The organism is Flavobacterium notoginsengisoli (assembly GCF_042686225.1).
In the GTDB taxonomy this organism is placed as follows: Bacteria; Bacteroidota; Bacteroidia; order Flavobacteriales; family Flavobacteriaceae; genus Flavobacterium; species Flavobacterium notoginsengisoli.
This window is the reverse complement of record NZ_JBHUOT010000002.1, coordinates 396,102-418,577: the sequence shown is the minus strand read 5'-3', so window position 1 is coordinate 418,577 and position 22,476 is coordinate 396,102. Positions and strand designations below refer to the sequence as shown.

Here is a 22,476-nt window from a genome sequence, read left to right as displayed (position 1 = left end):
CAAAATCAAATCTAGAATTAATGAAAAAAAGTACAGCGCTGCTCCTATTATTATTTGTTACAACATTAACTTTCGCTCAAAAGAGAGAAAAAATTAAAGGTTCTAAAGTTGTAACGACTTCAGTAAAAGAAGTTGGTAGTTTTGACGCCATTGAAGTCGATGATAATTTGGAAGTTTATTTGGAGCAAGGAGAAAAAAACGAAATCAAAATTGAAGCCGATGATAATTTACATGATATCATTGGAATGGATTTAAGAGAAAAAACACTTCGCTTATATACGAACAAAGAATCTACAATCTTCAAGAAACTGGCTGTTAGAGTAACTTATACCAAATCATTAAATAAAGTTATTACTAAAAATGATGCGATTGTTTACGCTATACAAGAACTACAATTAGACGATATTACGATGAATTGCCTAGACTTTTCAAAATTATATCTGAATGTTAAAGCAAAAAAATTCACTTTAATTGCAGATGACAAATCTAAAACTGAACTGAATTTAAAAGCCGATGACGGAAGTTTACAACTAAGTAAATATGCTTCGATCAAAACATTGGTTTCTGCTATAAAATTCAAATGTGATTTGTACCAAAAAGCAAATGCTGCAATCGAAGGTATTGCTGAAAAAGCTACTATAAGATTAGACAATAATGCCGTTTTTACGGGAACTAAATTTACCTTGAAAGAAGCGAATGTTACAGCTGAAAATTTTGCAGTAGGAAGTATTTTTGCAGAAACAACCCTTTCTTTAGCTGTTGGGGATAAAGCAGAAATTTCTCTTTTAGGAAATCCTGCTATCACGCTGACCCGTTTTTCTGAAGAAGCTAAGCTGTTTAAGAAGATTAAATAATTTTGCCTGAGGCTTTTATTTTCTCAAGTTGAATTAGAAAACTAACTATAAAAAGAAAATCCCCGCTGAAGTTTTTCAACGGGGATTTTTTATTGCAAAGATTTCAGTGTTCCAACACTTGAAACAAAATAAACCTGAAAACTGAAACTATTTTTTACTCTTTAGAAGCCAAATATCTTTCAGCATCCAAAGCAGCCATACATCCTGTTCCTGCTGCAGTAATTGCCTGACGGTACACATGATCAGCTGCATCACCTGCTACAAAAACACCCTCAACATTGGTTTTAGATGTACCAGGAGTATTTACAATATATCCAGTTTCATCAAGAGTAATATAATCTTTAAAAATATCTGTGTTTGGTTTATGTCCAATTGCTACAAAGAAACCAGTTGCAGGAATTTCTATTGTTTCACCAGTAGTTTTATTTAAAGCTTTAATCGCATGAACCACATTGTTGTCTCCTAAAACTTCAACAGTATCGTGATTCATTAAAATCTCGATATTTTCAGTTTTACGAACACGTTCTTCCATAATTTTAGAAGCTCTGAATTTCTCACTTCTCACTAACATCGTTACTTTTTTACAAAGTTTAGACAAGTAATGTGCTTCTTCACAAGCAGAATCACCTGCCCCAACTATAACAACATCCTGATTTCTGTAGAAGAAACCATCACAAACAGCACATGCAGAAACTCCACCACCCATATTTAAATAGTGTTGTTCTGATGGCAATCCTAAATATTTAGCCGAAGCACCTGTAGAAATAATTACTGTTTCACAGTGCAATTCGATAGAATCATTAATCCAAACTTTATGAATATCTCCGGAAAAATCAACTTTTGTAGCCCATCCGTCACGAATATCAGCACCAAAACGTTTTGCCTGTTCCTGTAACTGAATCATCATTTCCGGTCCAGTAACCCCATCAACATATCCTGGGAAGTTTTCCACTTCATTAGTTGTAGTCAACTGACCACCTGGCTGCATTCCTTGGTATAATACTGGGGTCATATTTGCTCTGGCTGCGTAAATTGCTGCAGTATAGCCTGCAGGACCAGAACCTATAATAAGGCATTTTATTTTTTCAATTGTATCTGACATAGTATCTATAGTTTTTTTGAGTTGCAAATGTAAACTTTATTATAAAAAATTAGGGCTAAAATAAATCCTAAATAACTATGTCAAAATAAGTTTTATTTATTTTCATTTTTTCCTTTTGTAAATGAAATTTATTTCTATCTTTGCATCCGCTTTCGGGCAGTATTACAAATACATCTTCGGGGTGTAGCGTAGCCCGGTTATCGCGCCTGCTTTGGGAGCAGGAGGCCGCAGGTTCGAATCCTGCCACCCCGACTTCACGGGACAAAGTAGAAAAATCTACTTTTGTCCCGTTTTTTTTTGTATATAACTTTTTGTTTATCAAGTTGATATGTTGTATAAAATCGTTTCGACGAGCGGTTCGAACTTGGCTTTCTGAAAAAATGATTTTTTCAGGGTAAATTGAACCAATATCTTTTGATATCTCTGCAAGTTCTCCTTTCATTACATTTTTCTCTATCTCAATTATCTTGTTAATTCCTTGTTTTATAAGGTCTTGAATGTTATCTGAATCATAATTAACTCTATTTAGCTTTGCTTCCAGAGCAGAAATCTTTGAACTATAGACTGATTTCATTTCTCTATAGTCTTCAGCTTCAATCTGACGAGTAGCAAGCAGGTCTCGCGTGTGAGATAATCGATCTTCATAATCTTTAATTTCTGCCAAAATCTCCTTTTTTTCTGATTGTACTTCTAGTGTTCCACCTAGGTAGTCTTTCGAAATGGTTTCTTCATAGAAAGATCTATTTTGGATTTTAGGAAGAAATTCAATTAAGTCTTCTACAATAGCCGCGTTGACTTTTTCAGCATTCACACGATGCGTACATCCTCCGATACAATGATAATATGCATAGTAACGGCTTCTACCTTTTGATTTACTTCCAGTCAATAACTTACTGCATTCAGGGCAAACCAAATATCCTCTAACCGGAAACTCATCAATGGTTTTTATCTTGGGACGATAGTTTCGTCCGCGTCCATCTAATACGTCCTGTACTTCATAGTAGAGCGATTCAGATATGATTCCCTCGTGTTGCCCATCAACGAAACAGCTTTCTTCGTCTTTGAACTGGGGAACGAATATTTTACCACAGTACAATGGATTTCGTATAACCTGCCAAAAAGCATTCTTGCTACATTTCAATCCCTTTTCTTTCGCTTGCTTAAACACCTGCTCGGTATTGAATATACCTTTCGCTATTTCTTTAAATGCGTACCTTAAAACGGAAGCGTCAGGCTCTTTCGGTGCAATAAATTTCTTTCCATTTTCGGAAGTTTTATTTTCATATGCTACAGGAGCTAATCCCATATAGCGACCCTCTTTCTTCGCTCGGCGCATTCCGTAAAATACATTCAATGCACGACGGTCATTTTCAACTTCAGGAGCCGCAAGATAAAATGCCAGCATCATTTTATTCTCAGGGATAGACAAATCAAGTGGTTGTTCTATCGCCTGCGGTTCTACGCCCAACCCGCGAAGAATGTTAATCATTTGATAGGCATCACCAGCATTTCTGCTGAAACGATCCCATTTTGTGAACAGAATAAGGTTCACATTATTTTTCTTTTTTTTAAGTGTCAGTACAAGATTTTTCCATTCGGGTCTATTGAATGTCTTTGCGGAATGGTCCTCATAGATAATATTTCTTACCTCAATCGACTGATTGATGCAATACTTGCGCAACATCTCTTCTTGGTTTCTCTGTGAATAGCCCTTATCAGCCTGTTCATCTGTACTAACTCGAATGTATAAGTCTGCTATATTTCCCATCGCTAAAAATAATTTATAGACAACTCCGCACAAAAATTATACATAGATCCTGGAACCCTTAACAATAAACTATTTAAGTAATGTATCCTGTCTTTCAATGGTGCTCGTTGGCTTTGTTTGGCACTAAATTACAAAAATCAAAACACCTAACATCTTATTTTTCAGCAATGTTCATAAAAATTGTTTGTTTTGTTGTAAATTGAATTGTAGGACTGTCAGAGTTTAATTTCCTACAATCCTTTATGGGAAAATCAAAAAAAAATGCCCTATAAAGGCATATTTTGATTGAAACTTTATGTATTGAAAGCTTTTAGATATTTCAGATACTATACAATGTATCGATACCCCTTTTTCACTGCCGGACAGAATTTTGATTTTGTGAAAGATTCTCCATCAAATATCAATTTTTCAGGGAATAATATGTTTAGGAAAGCTCTTAAATCTTCACTACTGCTCTGACTTAGAACGCCATCAAGTTTAAGAAGTTCTGAAATATCATTTTTTAAAAGTTCTTCTATATCTGGAATTCTTCCGCTTACATCAGAAAACTTCTTATTTAATTGATCGATTGAGATACCGTATTGGCTCTTTATTTCATTGTATTCTGATGCGTCGATCTTGTCTGTAGCCAATAGGTCCCTTATATGGGATATCCGGTTTTCAAAATCTTTCAATTGTGTAAAAATTTGTTTTTTTGCAGTCTGTATATCTCTTGTTTGCTCAAAATAGCACTCTTTCAAAATTTCCTTATATACTTCTAATAATTCTTTGCGTGGTTTATATCTCCCTAATTCCTGTTCAAACAGTTCAGTTAATTTATCACTCCCAATACGCAGTGAACATCCTTTATAACAATGGTAATAGTTGTAATATCTGCTTCTACCTTTTGATCGGCTAGCTGTTAATAATTTTCCACATTTTGGACAGATCAGAAATCCCCGTAGTGGAAACTCATTACGTGTATCAATTTTTAAGCGATATTTTCTCCCACGCCCGTCTAGGATATCCTGGACTTCTTCAAACAGTTTTTCTTCTAGAATTGCCTCGTGTTGTCCTTCTACAAAATAACCTTCTTCATCTTTGAATGGCGGAATGAATATCTTACCACAGTAAAGCGGATTTCTTATCATCTGCCAGAACGCATTTTTACTGCATTTTAACCCTTTTTCTCTTGATTTTTTCCAAATCTGTTCGGTATTGTAAAGACCTTTCGCCAATTGTTCAAATGACCAACGCAAGACTGATGCATCAGGTTCTTTTGGTGTGATAAATTTGAGACCGCTCTCATCAACTTTATTTTTATAACCTACAGGTGCCAACCCCATATACCTTCCTTCTTTCTTTGCTCGACGCATTCCATAAAAAACGTTCAATGCACGCCTATCATTTTCAACTTCTGGAGCTGCAAGATAGAATGCCAGCATCATCTTATTCTCTGGTATTGAGAGATCTAACGGCTGTTCTATGGCTTGTGGTTCAATATTGAGGTCACGTAGAATATTTATCATTTGGTATGCATCGCCTGCATTACGGCTAAAACGGTCCCATTTGGTAAATAGAATAAGATCGATACGATTCTTGTTTTTCTTCAGATTAGCTATCAATTTTTTCCATTCAGGCCTATTAAAGGTTTTGGCAGAATGGTCTTCGTATATGACATGACGTATTTCTATGGAATGGCTTTCACAGTATTTGCGCAGCATTTCTTCCTGGTTACGTTGCGAGTAACCTTTATCGGCCTGTTCATCTGTGCTTACACGTACATAAATGTCTGCAATGGGCTCTCTACTTACTCTCATCTTTCCAAATATTTTTTTACAGCGATCCGTGCTAGTCTTTTTAAAAACAGAAGCATTCTCGTAGCATCTTCATTTGACATTTCCGTTTTATCACCTTTCATAACTTTCTTAAGTTTCTCAGCGGTGACCTTAGTTTTCTGTGAATTATCTCTCATAACCAATCCTATTTAGAAAATATGGATTTTGAAATTATGGATGATTTTAAAGAGAAAGCCCAAAGATGTAGTCTTTGTCTTTTAAAGGCAGTATTTGACCATATATTATTGGTGACCGAATGAGATAGAAAATAATAAGCTACTGATTGAACACTAAAGTGTTGTAAAACTCAGCCTCGATGGCTGCGTGTTTTCTACGCACATCGGGTCATTATCCAATACCTTTTCCATTGGCTTCCACATTATTTTTTATCCAAGAGCCGGTATGCTGTTTTTGTCCCATTTCAAGAGCAAAGGTATTTCAGTGTTCATAACGCAACAGCAAGGTCGTGCCCTTTGGGTTTGCAAAATAATCTCCACCCATGCGGGTCGTATTTTTTTGACAAAACCTTGCTGCTGCTAAACACTAACCTTTTATGCTCGTGAAACGAAACAAAGCATACTCCGGCTCTTTACACGAATAAAAAAAATGTCAGAAATGAAAAATATCAGCATTGGAAATGGAAAAAGTGAAACGAAAACAAGCACCTCCTCTCATTGCCGAATAAATCAAATCAAAAAAAATCGAACAGGAATTTAACAACGTAAAAATCGAAAATCATGAACATCACAGGAAGACTGACAAGAGATGCGGAAGTACGCACAACGTCACAGGACAAACAAGTAGTAAACTTTTCAGTAGCAACAAACGACAGCTACAAAAACAAGCAGGGCGAACGCATAGAACAAACAACCTATTTCGACTGCTCGTACTGGATAACTCCCAACGTAGCCAGACTACTCACAAAAGGCACACTGGTAGAACTGACAGGCAGAGTAAGTACAAGAGCGTGGAAAGGAAATGACGGAGAGCCAAAAGCAGGACTGAATTTCCATACCTCACAAATCAAACTGCACGGAGGTAGCAGGAAAACAGAAACCGCACAGGCTACTGACAATAACAACAAAGGCAAGGCTAAAGCGGAGCAAACCGAAGATGACCTACCATTTTAACAGCTATCAAATATTCATTTTTCAAACTTTTAAAATTTCAACAACATGGCACATAATATCAATTTCAACAGCAAAACAGGACGTTACTCATTTTTTAGCGTAAAGGAAAAAGCGTGGCACGGTTTGGGGCAAATCGTACAGGACTACCCAACAAGTGAGCAAGCTATCAGACACGCAGGGTTAGATTATGAAGTGGTAAAATCTCCACTCTTTACAAAAAGCTCAGGCATTATAGAAACTGCTAACGGTATCGAGATTGGAAATAGCGAACTGGAAGTACCTAACTATTTCGCCAACATACGCACCGATAACAATGCAGTTTTGGGTGTGGTGGGTAAAGACTATCATATCGTACAAAACAGGGATGCTTTTTCATTCTTTGACAGTATTGTAGGTGGTACGGACGGCATTTTATACGAAACCGCAGGAGCTTTGGGTAATGGGGAACGCATTTTTATCACCGCCAAATTACCTAGTTATATCCGTGTGGGCAATGGCGATGATGTGACAGAAAAATACATCTTCCTTACGACTTCGCATGACGGTAGCGGTAGTATTACAGCCGCTTTTACACCTATCCGTATCGTTTGCCAAAATACCTTAAATGCTTCTTTGCGTAATATGAGCAATGTAGTACGCATTAAGCACACCGCAGGAGCAAAACAACGTTTGGACAATGCACATAAAGTTATGGGAATTGCGAACCAGTTCAGTGACCAATTAGAAGGAATTTTCAATGAGTGGACGAAAGTAAAAGTTTCAGACCAAGAAGTTAAAAAGCTAATCCAACTGGCACTTTGCCCAAATAAGGAAACATTGGAACTGCTAAAAAAAGGTGCGGAAGATGAAGTTTCCACCGTATACAAAAACGTGGTTGAAGATGCTTTTGCTTATGCAATGGTAAGCGATACCCAACAGATGGACACCACAAAAGGTACTTTGTTCGGGGCATATAATGCAGTAACAGGCTATTATCAGAACGTAAGAAATTACAAAGACAACGAAGCCAAATTACAGAGTATTGTAATGGGCGGTACTGCTCAACTTAAATCACAGAAAGCATTTGAATTATGTACTTCTTTTCAGAAAGTTGGTGCAGACGTTTTTCAACTCAATTAATTAAACCATAGGCTACTGCCTTGCAAACGGTGGTAGCCTTTTAAAAACAAATATTATGGCGAATTGGTGCAGTAATACGGTTGTATTTGAGGGGAAACCCGAAGCAATCAGACAGATACAACAACTTTTTCAAACCCTAAAGGAAAAGGAAGAACAAGCCGAAGAGGGGCAATTGCCCGACTTTACAGACAGTACAAACGGTGGGTATTTCTTCAATATCTACTGGAACGAGGGCGATGAAGGGAATTTTCAGTACGAAACAAAATGGTCGCCAAACTCCGAGATACTGCGGAGCATAGCAGACCGCTACCAAGTTGATTTTATACAGGATTATGAGGAAATGGGAAACGGAATATATGGCAGGGCAATCTATCAAAACGGAATACTGGACGATGTATTTTTGAGCGATGAAGACCTAGAAGCGTATGATTTTGACGAAGATAAAGACACCTACCATTTTGAGGGAAAAACCTATGACAGCGATTACGAAATACTGGAAACGCTTTTGGAACGCAAATTATCATTGCTATGAAAGTAACGGATTTAAACGGATGCTCTATCGAAGTCACTGATCTTGATGAAGCCATAAAGATTAGCAAACGGTTCACTGGTTACAGGCACGAGGACGAAAGTTTTTCAGAGTTCGACAAGAGACAGAACGCCTACTGGACAGATATGTTCAATAAACTGACAGCTAAGAAAAAACGATTAGAGGATAAACAAAAAAATTAGAACGATGAACACAAATTTTTTCAATCAGATACAGCAGTTGGACTTTACAGGAGTATTGCAACTGAACATTTCAAAGGGAGCAGAAACCAAGCTAATCGTATCGGTTATGCTTAACAATGAACAATGCGGGGATAGTGCAAAAAACCTTATTCCGCCCCTTACATTCAATGCTACCGCACAGGAGTTTGATGAGGGATTTTTTGAACAGATAACCGCACCAGTACAGACCGTTTCGGGTTTGATGGTGGATATGGAGAAATTCTTGAAGCAAATGGAAGAAGTCAAAAAACAATCGGCAATGGAAAAGGAAAAAGCCGATAAGGAGAAGAAAGAAAAGGAAGCCAAGGAAAAGAAATATAAAGAAGCTATGGCAAAGGCTGACGAACTGGAAAAAGAGGGTAAATTCCGTGAAGCGTGGATGAAAGTGCCGAACCCTGCCGATTTTCCCGACTATGCCGATGCCATACGCAAACGTAAAACTTCACTATCGGACAAATTTGCCACACCGAGCCTTTTCGGTGCAACAGAAGAAGCAACACCCGAACCGATACAATCGGCAGAAGTTACAGACGATTACCCCATTGATAAAGCAGGAGAAGAAGAATAGAAGTACTAACCCAAAAATCAAATGTTATGTTATTAGCAACGCAATTACAACGAGTTTTTATATTGAATGATAAGGGGCAGGAAATCAAACTCAACGACCCCGAACCGCAATGGAGTGTACAAGCAGTAATGAATTTTTATTCCAATACATACCCCATTCTGACTACCGCAAAAGTATCAGCACCACAAATCAAGGACGATACCGTACAGTACCGTTTTGAAAGTGCAATGGGAACAAAAGGTTAAACTAAAACAGTAAAACAATGACTTATGCAACGACATACCGTATCGGGAACATTCCAAATGCCCCAAGAACCCAAGCAAAAGCAATTGCACCGTCAGTTGAGCGAGTTTGCAAACTGGATGCAACGACCGAAAGACGCAAACGAAATCCAAAAGGACAAACAGCAGTCCGTACCAGTAGCCATGTTGCCAATGGTTTTTTAAGGACTTCGTTTCTCCCAAGACTGAACGAAACAGAAACCGTACAGGCTTGCAGGGATAATGCTAAAATGGAAAGGGATTTTTATAGTTCCCTTTCTCAATTGGCAGAGCATTACGGTATCATTCCGAAATCAACGCAATCTTATGGCTACCCCTACAATATCGCATTGGCTTTAAAAGACACCGAAGAACAGCTAAAACTTAAAATAACGGATTGGGAAGAAATCAGACTGATACAGGATAGCAAGAAAGTGTTTTTTACAAGCGAGGAAAGATATAATACTGGTGCAACCCTGTATTACATTCCTGTAATACCCTTATTTCGTTGGTTGAAAGACCCAAAGCGAAAACATACCGCTCAACTGTTTTTGTCAGTTTGCAGTTATTTGTACCACATTGCCGACATTCCATACTACAGACAGGAAAGTAGTTATCTGTACTGGATGTATGAAATGCACAAAGATTGGGTAACCGAGGATGATTACGGAGAAGATACAGAAGCCTACCTCAGCGAATTTTCTCAAGCAGAATGGATTGGCGACCGTATGGAACAGAAAATTTACAACGAAGCTAATTTAAGGCTCTTTAAAGAACGGTTAAACCGTTTTAAATCGAAAGATAAGATTGATGCTGATTGCTTTAAAGTAGCACAGGAAGCCTATGCCATTTATCAGCAATACCCTAATGCAAACGTATTCCGCAATGCCCGACCAAATGGCGAAGCCAATGAAGAAGACATGGAAAATATCATTTCAATGGAGAAATATGTTTCATTCTGTGCAGACGGTACAGGCTGGCTTATGGATAATGTGGTAGAATCCGTTAACAACGAATTACAGGAATACGGACAGATGGAAGAACCCATTATTATCAAACGGTTTGACGGAAGTGATATAACCGCCAATACTTTGGATTTTGAAAACCGTTTGCTACCGATGATAAATGAATTGACATACATTTTGAATAATTTTTAAAAACAAAGCTATGAACGATATAACACAGGATTTCGGAACGCTATACTACCCAAAATCAGCATTGGTATTTTATCAGACTACTGGAAAGGGTAACAATACTTATGTAGAGCATTTTGATATGGATAAAAACGGTACGCCCATTAATGCACACCCTTTAACCGTAAAGGAAGCTAACCAACTGGCTAAGGCTTTGAAGACCGCCAAAGAGGAAAAAGAACCGTTATTGAAACCGCAGGGAATATTAAGCAATGAGGTTTTATACTTTGAGCCTAATGCAAACAAAGTAGTTTGGTTTACCAAAGCCACACAAAGGGAAATGTATTTTGTAGAAAGTCTGGGCATACCTAAAGGCAAAGCCAATGTACCGCCTATGCTGTGGGTAGCCAACCGAAAGGGTTTAGCAGTTTTCGCCTTGTCAAATAGCAGAAGACCTACAATAAAAACAAAGCTGTACAATGCTCCCTTTTTTAACGTGTATGAGGACGGCAATGTATGTATGGGTACGGTAGATGTACGCATAAAGAAAACCGCTTCATTGGAAGAATTTATAAACAAATGGGAAGGTTTTTTCTTTAACAGCTATTTCAGTCATTTAATGCACGGTCATAACCCGATAAATGGAAATTGCGTAAGCCATTGGGAGAGTTTAATTGTCACTGGCGAAGCCTTTCCAATGGAAGTATTGACAAAAAGTAATCTAACCTTAAAAGACATATTGCGATGAACAACGAAAAAATAAAAGTCCATTTTACAGACAGCAGTTTGATAAATGCTACCAATCCCATATCGGTAAACCTTATCGGTGCAGGTGGTACAGGCTCAAAGGTTTTGACCGCCTTAATGGAAATGAACCACAGTTTAATAGCTTTAGGACACGCAGGATTGTCCGTTCGCCTTTGGGATGATGATGTTATTACAGAAGCAAATTTGGGCAGACAGCGTTTCGCTGAATGTGAGGTAGGATTATATAAATCCGTTGCTCTCATCAACCGAGCAAACCGTTTTGCAGGTACAAACTGGAAAGCCGAAACGCAGAAGTTTGAAAAGGACAGTTTGAGCAAAGTTCCCGAAAACGCACAAGCGACAATCTTTATTACCTGCGTGGATAGTGTAAGAGCAAGATTTGGTATTGCTGAAATATTAAAAGCATTGGACTACGGAAAGTATTACCATCATACACCAAAATATTGGCTAGATTACGGCAACAGCCAATACACAGGACAGGTATTATTATCAACCATAGGAGATATAAAACAACCCAATTCCGACAGATACGAAACCGTTTCTAATCTGCCAATGGTTACAGAAGAATTTGGCGATTTGCTGAAGCAGTCCGAACAGCAAGACGACACACCAAGTTGCAGTTTAGCTGAAGCATTGGAAAAACAGGATTTGTATATCAATTCGTCATTGGCTCAAATGGGAAGTTCTTTGTGATGGGGTCTATTTCGTAACGGATTGACAGAATACAGAGGCTTTTTTCTAAATCTGAAAGACTTTCGTTCACAACCCATTCCAGTCGCCCGATAGCCGAAATCGGGCGGCAAAAAGATACTCCCTCCCGAAGGTCGGGGCAGTCTTTTTGCATCTAAGCGGAACAACCACTTTGCCAAAATGTAAGGCTACGAACCGTCCTCACGTCACATTTCATCAAACAGGTTGCGATCTGTTTTGCAGGGATATTCGTTATCCCTTTTTGTCGTTTATGATATGACTTCTTTTCTTTCCACGCATCGACCAAAGAAAAGAAGCAAAAGAACGTCGCTTGGTTAGGATAGATTTTTGTTTGCTAGTTGTTTAAACATTGCTTTAATTCAGTAAGTTTGTTATTTGTAGCAAGATTCGTTATTGAATTTCTATTTGACCAAAAATAAGTAATTATAAATCAGAACCACTAATGAATATTAACCATATTGATAATAAAATACTTAGTAAACTCCCAATTGGTTCTGAATGCAATATTAACTGCATTCATATAAGAATTGATGATTTTAAGCCTATCATTAAAGAAATAGAAACTAATATTTCTGATACGAGTTGGATAAATAATTTGGATGAAATTTCCAAGAAAGTTTTTAAAGCAAATGCTGAAAAAACTATTAACAAGATAGTTAATGAAATAATTGCAAAAGTTTCAACTACTGTGAATACGGATATTGGCGAATATATTGTTTCATACTCAGCACAACACGCGTTGGAAGTTAAATTCCTACATAAAAAAATACCTCTAGCCGAACTTTTGAAAGAAAAAATATCTGGTAATCCTGGTTTTGACTTTCACAGCATTAGTTCTGCTAATTATTTAATATTTGGAGAAGCAAAGTTTAGCACAAATGATACTCCAAGACCTGAAGCATTAGTACAAATAAATAATTTTATTAATGATAGAGATAATGGAGAATTACTTTGGTTACAACCATTTTTAGACGAAACTACAAAAAACAACATCATTAATGATGAAAAGGGATATGCCGCGGCATTTTCTTTCAATAGTGCTAGTATTATCACGATATTGAATAATGCTCTTGATTCTAAACCAATTAAAGAGATAATTAAAAACAAAGAATTATATTTAATCGCGGTAGAATTATGTTAAGTAACATTTTATTTCAGCAGAAGGTTGATGAACAAACTATTAAAGAAATTCTTTTTGACTTTCATAAATATGGACCTGTCAGCAACAGTCATTTAGAATCTTTATCGTATTTAAAAAAATATATACCAGAAGATTTTAAAAAATATGAAGGGAAATTAATGTTTCTTATGGGACTGTTTTACAAAACAAGCACACCTAATTCGTTCATCGAAACAATATATAATGTATATGCTGAATCAATAATTGAAGAAACAGGGCATAATTTTACACCTGTTCAAGCCGATGCGTATAATTCAATAAAGAAATACACCAATTTTTCGTTTTCTGCTCCAACAAGTGCAGGGAAATCTTTTCTATTTCAAGAACTGATAAAAGAATCCAAGGGAGATATAATTATTATTTTGCCATCACGAGCATTACTTTCAGAATACTTAATAAAAGTTAAAAAATTAGTTTCTAAGGAAACATTAGTACTTCAATTCATTGAAATTGTCAACACTAAGCGCACAAAAAACAGAATTTATATTATTACTCCTGAACGGGGTGAAGAGATTTTCAGGAATATAGATAATCTAAATTTAGAACTAATATTATTGGACGAGGCTCAGATTTCAGAAGAAGGAATTAGAGGAATGAAATTTGATTCTTTGGTTAGGAGAATTGATAAAAAGCTAAAAAATGTTAAAAAAATTTTTACTCATCCATTTGTACTCAACCCAGATGCTCAATTCAAAAAACATGACATTACAAACAACACAGATTCAGAAACATACAATCAAAAGACTGTCGGAAAAATATACATTGAGCATTTTGATAATGGTTTTAAATACTTTTCGCCTTTCGACGATAGAATAAAAGGAAGAGGTATAGATAATAATATTGTTAAAGAGATCATTCAAAATAATGGTACAGCTTTAATTTATATATCTAAATCAAAAATATATGATGGGAGTTTTATTGAAACTTTTGCCGAGTATATTGAATTGTGTCCTGAAATTTCAGATGAAAAAGGTTTATCTTATATCAGTAAACTTGAAGAGTTTTTGGGAACAAAAGATGACCGAGAAAAAAACTCTGTATTAATTTATTTAATGAAACGAGGAATTGTTATCCATCATGGTTCAATACCGCTTAAAGCTCGTTTAATAATCGAAGATTTCGTTAATGGACATCATGCAAAAATTTGCTTTTCAACATCAACTTTAATTCAAGGCATTAATATGCCTTTCGATATAGTCTGGATCAATAATTTCACATTTACTGGAAACGAAGATCAAAAAACTCTTAATCTAAAAAATTTGATTGGTAGAGCTGGACGGACAACAACTGAAAATGATTGTTTTGACTTCGGTTACGTAGTGATAGAGAAAAAAAACAAAAAGCTCTTTATAGAAAGGCTAAATAAAGAGTCGAAGTTAACAACTACATCTAATTTAGATGACACAACAGATCCTAACAATGAAGATTTTATAGATATTGTTGACGCAATTAAAAATGACACCTTTAATGTTGATTTACAGCTTACTGAGAGCCAGATTAAACGGATATCAGGTGCAAACCTTGATGACGAAATAGTTTTTATCTTAGATAAATTTCTAAATAAGCAATCACAACCGTTAACTGTAAAGGAATATTATAGACTAGAAGATGATCAAAGAAAAAAAATTAAAATATCGTTTGAAAATATATATAAAGCACATCTTAGGCGTACTGAGTTATCAAATGGAGAAAAAAATGTTCTCAGTACGTCTATTCCAATTTTACTCTGGCAAATTCAAGGTAAATCGTTTGCTGAAATTATTTCATTACGACATGCTTTTTTGTCAGAAAAAGATTATAGGAGGGCATTGAGAAGACAATTATTAAAAAAAGAGATAACTTCTAGAGAATTTAGACTATTATTATCAAAGAAAAAAGTTAGGTTTTCTTGCATCGCAGAACCTTTGCCAAATAAGACCTTTAAACGACCAGTTTCATTATTTCCAAGAGATACCAATATAGTTGATATTGATTTTGACAAGATAATATATGATACCTATGATTATATAGACAAAGTGTTGTCATTATCCCTTAAAGATCCTTTGTCAAGTGCCTTTATATTATATTTTCAAAAAACTAATGATATTAGAGCACAAGTTTTAAGCAATTATATAAAATACGGTACTAATAATGAGACTGAAATATGGTTAATTAAATACGGATTTAGTTTTGATGAAATTGAAGAACTTATCGAATATGTTGAAAAAATAGATGAAACAGAAATCGTCTTTAAGAAAAATATAGATGAATACACTGAAAATTTTGACAATTTTAAATTAATTGAAAGATATCTATAAATCCTAGCCATTGACAGCCTTGTCAATGGCTTTTTTAAAATTATCTACGTCACTACCAAGAATTAGATAATTTGAAAAACCAATATCCAAAAGAGCCTTGCCTACTTGCTCATCGTCAATATCACTATGAGCAAGTAGCTTAATCGATGGATATTTTGATCTCAATTTCTGTAGCTGTTCCAGTATATTCTTGTCGTAAAAATCAATGTCAATAATACAAACCTTTGGTATAGATTTTAAATCAGATAATTGAATTAATCCATCTTTAATACTTTCCGATCTAAACAACACTTCAATTCCTGAAGCTATGAGTTCGTTGTAAATCAGATCCAAAATTGGGCTTTTGCCATCGATAAAAGCAAGGGTGATTTTTTGTTGTGATGTACCAGTTTCCATATTTATTCTCGTATCAAATTAATGGATTGCCTGCACAAAAAAGAAGCGTAGGCAACTACAACTTATCGATACTGAGGCACTGGTATACCCGACAACGAATAAGCGAGCGCCCACGCCTAGCGTGAGCGTTCCTACTTATTGTCTTGTTGTCTTATTTTACTAAGTAAATATACTAAAGTCGTTTTAATTGATTAGCATTCTCTCTATAATTGTAACCCTTATCAATCTTTATCTCTTTTAAAAACAAAAAATCGGATAACCTTTTAGATATCCGATTCTCCTAAAAATGTAATTAGAAATTATTTTTGATTTGATTGCTCTGTTTTTATTGCCTTTTTTTCACGAGAGTAAACCCACACTGACAACAGCCCGAAAATAATCAGTGCATAAGCTATCCATTTACCAACTCGTTCAAGAAACTTAATGGTGACCTGCTTTTCATAAGACGAAAAGCCCTCTGCACCAGAGTGACTTCTTCTATAAAACTTTCTTCGGTTAATCCAGTAACGGAGTGCCAAACCTGCAACTAAAGATATTATCCCTATAACCAATGAAGAAATCATAACAAAATCACTTTAAATTCACATTTTAAATTTACAAAATAATTTTCCCACTCATTATCCTAAAAAAGAAATCCTGTCATAAAAAGGCAGGATTTCTTTTTCTTTTTAATCACTACTATTGAACTGAAAACTCAATTGTTTTTCGTTCCCAAAACTATCCGAAATCCAAACGTCAAAGGATTGTGAAACTGCTGAAGTTGAAGTATAATACAATCGAAATTGTTCCGATGCCAAAGGATACAAATCATTCGGAAGATACGGAGGCTCATTATAATACTGCAAAGTACCTTGTCCGTCGAATTGGAAGTAGCGTAGGAAATATTGTGTGTTGCTGTAATTTCCTGTACGCTGTATGGTAATGCGTATCTCAACGGTCTGCCCATTGGTAACATCTTTAGGCACTGGCATTACATTGACCTCGAAAGGAAAATCGTTCTTTATTTCGAGTTCATCATCTTTGCTACAAGATACCAAAGTAACCGAAGCTGTAAAGATTGCCAATAGTACATATATCGCTAGTAATCCTATTCTGAATTTATTAAATATTGCTATCATCGTTTTATGTTTTAAAAGTTAAACCTTAATCCCACACCTGCGGACAGTCGGAACTGTCGCAAATCTGTACTCCATAACACTTTGGTACGCCCTTGCAAAACCAATACAAATCTGTCAGACAGGTACGTTTCAAAGGTCAGGCGACCACCGGCACCGTAAATGAAATTATCCTCACTCATTATTTTCGCACCATCATACAGCATCGTTTCGCCACGGTTGATGTTTTCGTAACCAACAACACCTGTTATCCCGGCATTCAGTGTGATATTCTTACGGGCATCGCCTAATAAAAAGAAACTGTAACCTCCTTCAACGGTGTAGGTTTCCTGCGGTATTTGGAGCGATTTATAATCGTGGTATTGGTGTGTGTATTCCAAAGCCCATATCTGATAATTTCCGTTTTTACCGTTCACGGTCATACCAAGACTGATGTAATAATCATTACCGATTTTATCATCAGACAAAATACCTGTGCTTATTTCCAAACCTTTTTGTTTAGGTAACATTCTTTGTGCCTGTGTTACCATGATGGCCATAAAGAGCAACATCACGGTGTAGATATATTTTTTCATTGTAATTGCTTTAAAAGGTAATTAAAATTTCAGGTGTATATCATTGATTACACGGGCTTTGATTAAGTCCGAATTTTCTACCTGAAGTGTTTGGTGTCGTCCACCGTTTTTCTCAAAGATTTCAATTAGCAATACCTTATCATCGGCAATGGTAAACTGGTCTAACAGAAAAACATTTTGTTCGGTAGATTGTCCGTTTATTCCGTCTTCCAAAGGCTTGTAAGTGCGAAGCGGTATTATAGGTCGTTCCTGTATTACGGTACGTTTGGCTACCTTTTTATCTACTACCTTGAAATTGATAAAATCAATGTTAAACGGCACATTGCTTTTGTTCCTTAATTCCGTATGGAAATAGTATTTCCCATTGTGGATATAGATACCTTTCAGGATAAACTGAATACCGAAGCTCTTTGCCCCGATGTGTTTTACTATACGTTTGTCTTTCTTGTAAATGGTTTCCAATAACAAACCAGCCAAAGACGGAGAATTGTTGCCCAATTCTTCAAACAGCACATCGTTTCCGTTGGCTTTATCTACTGCTTTTTGCATTGTTAGCAGGTCGTAGCTCAACGCTTCCGGGTAAGAACTGTAATACACATTGAAAGAGTAAAAACGACCATCATTGGTAATGACGGAAAAGTTGGTTTCGGCTTCAAAATTCCGAACCGATGCTTTTACACGCAATACGTTTTCTGTATCTTCTGCTTTTCCGGCAATCAGGTACTCACTTCCTAAATCCACATAACGAATGGCAGTAGGGAAAATCAGGTGCGAGGTTTTATCGTAGGTTACTTCCATACGATATGGCTCAATTCTGCCCAATTCAAGGGGTGTTTTTACAGGTACACTATCCTGTGCAAAGGAGGTTACGGCAAAGCCGATGGTCAGGGCAACTGCCCAAAAGGTTTTAAAAATATTTTTCATTTGTCTAAATATTGAGTTTAACATTATTGTTTTGATACAAGAAAGACCTGATGTCCTGCTTTTAGCGAAACTTTTGGGGTACGTACTTTCTTGGCGAAATAGCCCGAAATGCCCTGCACCACGCCACGGCTTAAATCAGCAGCTACTTGTTGTCCTGCATTTTGGGTAAGCATCAGACTTGTTCCTGATTGTTGGCTCATATTACCCGCCATTTCGGTAAGAGCATTCATTTCCGGAGAATACGGAACATACAGACCTTGCTGTCCATCCAGATCATAGATAGTAATATCAACCGGAATGATATTACCTTCCAATTCAACAGAGGTAATTTTAAGCTGTAAACGTCCGTTTTGAAACTTGGCATTAGCCGTTACAACCGTTCCCTGCGGAATAGTACGGCTTGGTGTTTTTGCAGGTTCTAATAATCGTAACCGAACACCAGTTTCGCCAACCACCGTCTGTGCATCGTTTACACAGGCTTTGATACTATTTTTGGGCTGTACAATTTGTTCGGAAATACCTGCGGTATAAAATCCTCTGTTTCGGGTTTCGCTCCAATTTTCCAAAAACTCACTATCTGTAGGCTCCCGATATAAAGCAGATACCGTATTTTTCCTTGCAGCAGTAAATGATACAAAATGTTCTTTTTTATTCTCACCCGAAGCCACTGAAGTGGTACTATTTGTTGCAGGTACAGGTTGTTCTGCGGTGTTGGTATTCGTATTTGTCGGGAGATATTTTGCCGCCATCTGATAGGATTTTTCCATCAATGCAATCTGGTCATCTACAGTTGTAGGCTTTGGCAGATCTCTATCAGCTAGTTGTTCTTTCAACTCGTCCAATTGCTTGCGAAGTTCCATTGTTTCAGAATTGTTGTCCTGATAGAAATTACCCAATGTACTTTGTGCATTTCGATAGCTGTTCAATGCAGGATTACTGTTTCTTCCCGAATTTCTACTACCACCTCCATAGCCGGTGCTTTCATCATCATCTTCGGTAAATTCATCCACAGGCTCTTTCTTGTCATCGGTGTTCCAATAATCTGAAAGCGTTGCTAAACCATTACGCTTCTCCTGTTCTTTGCGTTCCAACATTTCAAGTTCATACGCCTTGCCTTTGTCGGCAGGCATTCCTGCTCCGGTAGCCTGTGGCACGTCATCGTTTAGCCCGATGTTTTCGATTTCCTTTTTGTCTTCCGACGGTTTAAAAATTAAATACATACAACCCACGAAAACAATACCCATCAAACCAAAAATCAAAGGCTTTTTGAGCTTTTCCGTTTTATTCTCCTTACCGTTTTGCAGTACATCCGCGGTTTCTTTCGGGTTACCCTCCGTTACCCGAACAACCGACTTTTTGTTCTCATTTTCTTTCATAAATCTGATTTTTTAAAATTGTTGATAATGTGTCCTGTAACCTTGCAGGACTTTCGTTCTTTTTAAGGACAGGGTTTTCAATATGCTCTATCTGTATATCGTTTTTTGAATTGCTTGTATCGTACCATACTTTGGTAACAACGCCTACAGTAAGCAGTAGATAACCAATAAAGAAGTACAGCGTGTATAGGTGTTGCTTCCTCAATGGTAAAGCCCTCCAACTGTTGTCCAGCTTGTCAAAAAACCTGTCCATATTTTCCTTGAATTTTTTCATATATCCTGTTTTAACGTTCGATGACCTCTATATCCTTGTTCTCTACCACCGCAAATTTTTCGATGTTAAAACCTTGGGGATTGTTGTCGGAACGAACGGAGTTTACGAGATAGCAGGAAGTAACCAGGTTACGACGTGTTACATTACTTGACCTAATGATGAACTGCTTTGCGTAGGTACGCACCGCATAAGGATAATTGTCAAAGTTGCACACTACACTATCTACCTCTATGCTTTGCTGTACATTACCCGAAATAATACGGCTGTAATACCCTTTTTCAGAAAGGTCTTTGTAATAATCAAAGGCTGATTTATCGGCAAGATTGAAAGCCCTGCTCATATTACTTTCAATGGCATTCTTGTCGGGAGCCAGCGTAAAGAACAGTTCATGAAAACGCCTAACGTGTTCCCGAGCCTCAACAGGTCGATTAATATTGGCATCTTGAGACAGGGCAAGCATTAAGGATTTGCCGTTATCCAGCACATAGATTTTTTGGCGTTGCTCATCGGCAAAGCTGTACGATTTCCATACGGCATATCCTACAACACCAATACAGAGAACTGCAAATACTATGGCATACAAACGTATCTGCCTAAAGCTGTTTTCTATATTTCTTAAAGTTTTAAATTCCATTTTTAACTGATTTAATTATTTTATTTTCCCATTAATTTGCCACCGATATTCCCTGCTGCCGAACCAGCTCCTGCACCTGCGATATTGCCAGTTTTCATAGCCGTTTGGTTTACGTTGCGTGTAAAGTTTCCTGCACCTCCGGCTTGGATTACCCAACCTGTCACTGTTGGTATGGTGAAGTATCCGATAATGCCAATAATCATAAAAATGATGTACACCGTATTGCTCGTATCAGGTATATAAGTTGGGTCTGCGAGCATAGCTATATCCCGTTCTAATATGAGGGATTGTATCCTTGCCAACATAGAGCTGAACAGATCTGAAACAGGTAGCCAGAGATATACACTGACATACCTGGTGATCCATTGTGTTAGTGTTGATTGAAAGCCATCCCACACGGAGATGGCAAAAGCAATTGGGCCGAGAATGCTTAAAACAATCAGGAAGAACGTTCGGATAGTATCAATGACTAAAGCCGCAGCTTGAAATAGTATTTCGAGTAGGTTACGAAACCAATCTTTGATGGCTTTTTCGATTTTGTAGGCTTGCCTATCCATATACATTCCGGCCATTGTTCCAATATCCGATGGCGACCAGCCCAGTTCCTCCAGCTTTTTATCAAACTCTTCGTCCGATACCATATAGGCTGTTTCGGGGTTTCTGACCATTGCTTCATATTCCAATTGGTCTTTCTGTTGTTGCAGTTTGTTCAGATCGAGTACCTGGTCTTCGAGTATTTGATGGGTTCCGGTTACAACAGGACTTAATACCGCATTAATGGTTCCCAACACGATAGTTGGGAAAAACATAATGCAAAGTCCTAAGGAAAATGGGCGAAGTAAGGGGAACACATCAATAGGTTCGGCACGGCTTAAAGCCTGCCAAACCTTTAATGCTACATAGAACAAAGCTCCCAATCCTGCCAAACCTTTCGCAACCGCAGCCATATCGCCTGCAAGAGGCATCATATCATCGTAGAGCGAACGCAGAAGTTCGTGAAGATTATCCCATTCCATGATTTACCAGTATTTTTGGTTAGAAGTTCCGTACAGATCAAGCACCCTTTTGGCATCGTTTTTCTTCTTTGCTCTTAGGTAGCTTACTGATATGTTCTTATTGGTGTAATAGCGTACAAGGCTGTGGTATTCTTTTACTTCTTTGTACACACGGTCAATAATATCCATACGCTCTTTGTCATTTAGCGAAAGACTTGATGCACTGATAATTTGCTTCAATTCCTTTAGCAGTTCTGTACTTTCATTCAGCAGTGCCGAATAACCGTTACCAATGGCTACTAACTCATTTGGTTTGAAATTTGGATCGTTCATCATCTTACCGAAATTGGTCACATACATCTCGGATACATCGCCCACGATTAAAACTGTTTGTTGCACCTTACGGGCATCTTTCACAAGGTTGTTGATGGCTTGGAGTTTATCGTAATATTCCTTGCCTTGTTTGTACACTTTTTCAACCTCTTTGAAGTTCTTTACCACATTGCTAACCGTAGAGGAAGTCTGTACGATTTCGTTCGCAGAGTTGAGAATACCTGATGCTAAATTTGCTGGGTCAGTTACGACAAATTGAGCTTTTGCTGACGGTGCTACGACAAACAGTATTGCCGTGAGCATCATTAAAAATATTTTTTTCATTGTCTTGAAATTTTAAATGATTACTTATTGATTTAATTCATCACGCCTTTGC

At 37.1% G+C, this 22,476-nt stretch carries 22 protein-coding genes, 1 tRNA gene and 2 pseudogenes; 12 read left to right on the top strand and 13 right to left on the bottom strand.

Features of this window, described 5'->3' with window-relative positions; all coding sequences use genetic code 11:
- The first annotated feature begins 20 nt into the window (after positions 1–20).
- Entirely contained in the window at positions 21–854 is an 834-nt protein-coding gene (locus ACFS3A_RS07185; RefSeq protein WP_379824677.1) for a GIN domain-containing protein, read from the top strand.
- Positions 855–1,008: 154 nt separating this feature from the next.
- On the opposite strand, the gene trxB is transcribed toward ACFS3A_RS07185, so the two are convergent.
- Positions 1,009–1,956, bottom strand: a complete 948-nt coding sequence (trxB, locus tag ACFS3A_RS07180) for a thioredoxin-disulfide reductase (RefSeq protein WP_379824676.1) — start codon at positions 1,954–1,956, stop codon at positions 1,009–1,011.
- Between the two features lie 177 nt (positions 1,957–2,133).
- Between trxB and ACFS3A_RS07175 the strand changes: the two genes are divergently transcribed.
- Positions 2,134–2,208: transfer RNA gene (locus tag ACFS3A_RS07175), tRNA-Pro, on the top strand.
- A 529-nt stretch (positions 2,209–2,737) separates the two neighbouring features.
- Here ACFS3A_RS07175 and ACFS3A_RS07170 read toward each other — a convergent pair.
- Both ACFS3A_RS07170 and ACFS3A_RS07165 read right to left on the bottom strand, forming a co-directional pair.
- Positions 2,738–3,724, bottom strand: a pseudogene (locus ACFS3A_RS07170) (recombinase family protein); the annotation flags it as partial.
- 326 nt (positions 3,725–4,050) lie between these two features.
- On the bottom strand, positions 4,051–5,523 hold the full coding sequence (locus ACFS3A_RS07165) for a recombinase family protein (protein ID WP_159333377.1): 1,473 nt from the start codon (positions 5,521–5,523) through the stop codon (positions 4,051–4,053).
- 755 nt (positions 5,524–6,278) lie between these two features.
- Here ACFS3A_RS07165 and ACFS3A_RS07160 point away from each other — a divergent pair.
- The 10 genes and pseudogenes from ACFS3A_RS07160 to ACFS3A_RS07115 all read left to right on the top strand — a co-directional run bounded on the left by ACFS3A_RS07160 (position 6,279) and on the right by ACFS3A_RS07115 (position 15,478).
- Entirely contained in the window at positions 6,279–6,671 is a 393-nt protein-coding gene (locus ACFS3A_RS07160) for a single-stranded DNA-binding protein (protein ID WP_260031493.1), read from the top strand.
- 45 nt (positions 6,672–6,716) lie between these two features.
- Positions 6,717–7,790, top strand: coding sequence for a DUF932 domain-containing protein (locus ACFS3A_RS07155; protein WP_260031494.1), 1,074 nt, complete (start codon positions 6,717–6,719; stop codon positions 7,788–7,790).
- 55 nt (positions 7,791–7,845) lie between these two features.
- Entirely contained in the window at positions 7,846–8,322 is a 477-nt protein-coding gene (locus tag ACFS3A_RS07150; protein ID WP_260031495.1) for a DUF1281 family ferredoxin-like fold protein, read from the top strand.
- 204 nt (positions 8,323–8,526) lie between these two features.
- Positions 8,527–9,129, top strand: coding sequence for a PRTRC system protein E (locus tag ACFS3A_RS07145; protein WP_260031496.1), 603 nt, complete (start codon positions 8,527–8,529; stop codon positions 9,127–9,129).
- A 26-nt stretch (positions 9,130–9,155) separates the two neighbouring features.
- On the top strand, positions 9,156–9,374 hold the full coding sequence (locus ACFS3A_RS07140; RefSeq protein ID WP_038330829.1) for a PRTRC system protein C: 219 nt from the start codon (positions 9,156–9,158) through the stop codon (positions 9,372–9,374).
- Between the two features lie 17 nt (positions 9,375–9,391).
- Entirely contained in the window at positions 9,392–10,546 is a 1,155-nt protein-coding gene (locus ACFS3A_RS07135; protein WP_260031497.1) for a hypothetical protein, read from the top strand.
- Positions 10,547–10,556: 10 nt separating this feature from the next.
- Positions 10,557–11,270 carry a PRTRC system protein B gene (locus tag ACFS3A_RS07130; protein WP_260031499.1) on the top strand — a complete coding sequence of 238 codons (714 nt, stop codon included), beginning with the start codon at positions 10,557–10,559 and terminating at the stop codon, positions 11,268–11,270.
- Positions 11,267–12,076 (top strand): annotated as a pseudogene (locus tag ACFS3A_RS07125) (PRTRC system ThiF family protein). Before ACFS3A_RS07130 ends, ACFS3A_RS07125 begins: the two are co-directional and overlap by 4 nt.
- Positions 12,077–12,443: 367 nt before the next feature.
- Positions 12,444–13,142, top strand: a complete 699-nt coding sequence (locus ACFS3A_RS07120) for a hypothetical protein (protein ID WP_260031505.1) — start codon at positions 12,444–12,446, stop codon at positions 13,140–13,142.
- Positions 13,136–15,478 (top strand): DEAD/DEAH box helicase, encoded by a 2,343-nt coding sequence (locus ACFS3A_RS07115; RefSeq protein ID WP_143884024.1) that lies wholly within the window; start codon positions 13,136–13,138, stop codon positions 15,476–15,478. Before ACFS3A_RS07120 ends, ACFS3A_RS07115 begins: the two co-directional genes overlap by 7 nt.
- Positions 15,479–15,481: 3 nt before the next feature.
- On the opposite strand, the gene ACFS3A_RS07110 is transcribed toward ACFS3A_RS07115, so the two are convergent.
- From ACFS3A_RS07110 to ACFS3A_RS07065, 10 genes are all read right to left on the bottom strand, one after another.
- A complete protein-coding gene (locus ACFS3A_RS07110) occupies positions 15,482–15,874 on the bottom strand; it encodes a response regulator transcription factor (RefSeq protein ID WP_143884025.1) in 393 nt (130 codons plus the stop codon).
- 299 nt (positions 15,875–16,173) lie between these two features.
- Entirely contained in the window at positions 16,174–16,437 is a 264-nt protein-coding gene (locus tag ACFS3A_RS07105; RefSeq protein ID WP_143884026.1) for a molybdenum ABC transporter permease, read from the bottom strand.
- 105 nt (positions 16,438–16,542) lie between these two features.
- Entirely contained in the window at positions 16,543–16,992 is a 450-nt protein-coding gene (locus tag ACFS3A_RS07100; protein WP_143884027.1) for a DUF3872 domain-containing protein, read from the bottom strand.
- 11 nt (positions 16,993–17,003) lie between these two features.
- Entirely contained in the window at positions 17,004–17,564 is a 561-nt protein-coding gene (locus ACFS3A_RS07095; protein WP_260031510.1) for a conjugal transfer protein TraO, read from the bottom strand.
- 21 nt (positions 17,565–17,585) lie between these two features.
- Positions 17,586–18,488, bottom strand: a complete 903-nt coding sequence (gene traN, locus ACFS3A_RS07090; protein ID WP_260031512.1) for a conjugative transposon protein TraN — start codon at positions 18,486–18,488, stop codon at positions 17,586–17,588.
- 23 nt (positions 18,489–18,511) lie between these two features.
- A complete protein-coding gene (gene traM, locus ACFS3A_RS07085) occupies positions 18,512–19,864 on the bottom strand; it encodes a conjugative transposon protein TraM (protein ID WP_260031515.1) in 1,353 nt (450 codons plus the stop codon).
- Positions 19,851–20,138, bottom strand: a complete 288-nt coding sequence (locus tag ACFS3A_RS07080) for a hypothetical protein (RefSeq protein ID WP_038330851.1) — start codon at positions 20,136–20,138, stop codon at positions 19,851–19,853. Before ACFS3A_RS07080 ends, traM begins: the two co-directional genes overlap by 14 nt.
- Positions 20,139–20,148: 10 nt before the next feature.
- Positions 20,149–20,772: a conjugative transposon protein TraK gene (gene traK / locus ACFS3A_RS07075; RefSeq protein WP_260031519.1), complete on the bottom strand. Its 624-nt coding sequence runs from the start codon at positions 20,770–20,772 to the stop codon at positions 20,149–20,151.
- 20 nt (positions 20,773–20,792) lie between these two features.
- Positions 20,793–21,788 carry a conjugative transposon protein TraJ gene (gene traJ / locus ACFS3A_RS07070; RefSeq protein WP_260031522.1) on the bottom strand — a complete coding sequence of 332 codons (996 nt, stop codon included), beginning with the start codon at positions 21,786–21,788 and terminating at the stop codon, positions 20,793–20,795.
- 3 nt (positions 21,789–21,791) lie between these two features.
- The gene (locus tag ACFS3A_RS07065; protein WP_260031524.1) at positions 21,792–22,424 is read right to left on the bottom strand and encodes a DUF4141 domain-containing protein; all 633 of its coding nucleotides are present in this window, start codon (positions 22,422–22,424) and stop codon (positions 21,792–21,794) included.
- Positions 22,425–22,476: the final 52 nt, after the last annotated feature.

What these genes read in the sequence shown, in the direction of transcription:
- ACFS3A_RS07080 (WP_038330851.1), bottom strand. Translation starts at nt 20,138, where the DNA reads ATGAAAAAATTCAAGGAAAATATGGACAGGTTTTTTGACAAGCTGGAC.
- ACFS3A_RS07105 (WP_143884026.1), bottom strand. Translation starts at nt 16,437, where the DNA reads ATGATTTCTTCATTGGTTATAGGGATAATATCTTTAGTTGCAGGTTTG.
- ACFS3A_RS07110 (WP_143884025.1), bottom strand. Translation starts at nt 15,874, where the DNA reads ATGGAAACTGGTACATCACAACAAAAAATCACCCTTGCTTTTATCGAT.
- ACFS3A_RS07150 (WP_260031495.1), top strand. Translation starts at nt 7,846, where the DNA reads ATGGCGAATTGGTGCAGTAATACGGTTGTATTTGAGGGGAAACCCGAA.
- ACFS3A_RS07160 (WP_260031493.1), top strand. Translation starts at nt 6,279, where the DNA reads ATGAACATCACAGGAAGACTGACAAGAGATGCGGAAGTACGCACAACG.
- ACFS3A_RS07135 (WP_260031497.1), top strand. Translation starts at nt 9,392, where the DNA reads ATGACTTATGCAACGACATACCGTATCGGGAACATTCCAAATGCCCCA.
- traK (WP_260031519.1), bottom strand. Translation starts at nt 20,772, where the DNA reads ATGGAATTTAAAACTTTAAGAAATATAGAAAACAGCTTTAGGCAGATA.
- ACFS3A_RS07165 (WP_159333377.1), bottom strand. Translation starts at nt 5,523, where the DNA reads ATGAGAGTAAGTAGAGAGCCCATTGCAGACATTTATGTACGTGTAAGC.
- ACFS3A_RS07100 (WP_143884027.1), bottom strand. Translation starts at nt 16,992, where the DNA reads ATGATAGCAATATTTAATAAATTCAGAATAGGATTACTAGCGATATAT.
- ACFS3A_RS07140 (WP_038330829.1), top strand. Translation starts at nt 9,156, where the DNA reads ATGTTATTAGCAACGCAATTACAACGAGTTTTTATATTGAATGATAAG.
- ACFS3A_RS07120 (WP_260031505.1), top strand. Translation starts at nt 12,444, where the DNA reads ATGAATATTAACCATATTGATAATAAAATACTTAGTAAACTCCCAATT.
- ACFS3A_RS07155 (WP_260031494.1), top strand. Translation starts at nt 6,717, where the DNA reads ATGGCACATAATATCAATTTCAACAGCAAAACAGGACGTTACTCATTT.
- ACFS3A_RS07130 (WP_260031499.1), top strand. Translation starts at nt 10,557, where the DNA reads ATGAACGATATAACACAGGATTTCGGAACGCTATACTACCCAAAATCA.
- ACFS3A_RS07185 (WP_379824677.1), top strand. Translation starts at nt 21, where the DNA reads ATGAAAAAAAGTACAGCGCTGCTCCTATTATTATTTGTTACAACATTA.
- ACFS3A_RS07095 (WP_260031510.1), bottom strand. Translation starts at nt 17,564, where the DNA reads ATGAAAAAATATATCTACACCGTGATGTTGCTCTTTATGGCCATCATG.
- trxB (WP_379824676.1), bottom strand. Translation starts at nt 1,956, where the DNA reads ATGTCAGATACAATTGAAAAAATAAAATGCCTTATTATAGGTTCTGGT.
- traM (WP_260031515.1), bottom strand. Translation starts at nt 19,864, where the DNA reads ATGAAAGAAAATGAGAACAAAAAGTCGGTTGTTCGGGTAACGGAGGGT.
- traJ (WP_260031522.1), bottom strand. Translation starts at nt 21,788, where the DNA reads ATGGAATGGGATAATCTTCACGAACTTCTGCGTTCGCTCTACGATGAT.
- ACFS3A_RS07115 (WP_143884024.1), top strand. Translation starts at nt 13,136, where the DNA reads ATGTTAAGTAACATTTTATTTCAGCAGAAGGTTGATGAACAAACTATT.
- ACFS3A_RS07065 (WP_260031524.1), bottom strand. Translation starts at nt 22,424, where the DNA reads ATGAAAAAAATATTTTTAATGATGCTCACGGCAATACTGTTTGTCGTA.
- traN (WP_260031512.1), bottom strand. Translation starts at nt 18,488, where the DNA reads ATGAAAAATATTTTTAAAACCTTTTGGGCAGTTGCCCTGACCATCGGC.
- ACFS3A_RS07145 (WP_260031496.1), top strand. Translation starts at nt 8,527, where the DNA reads ATGAACACAAATTTTTTCAATCAGATACAGCAGTTGGACTTTACAGGA.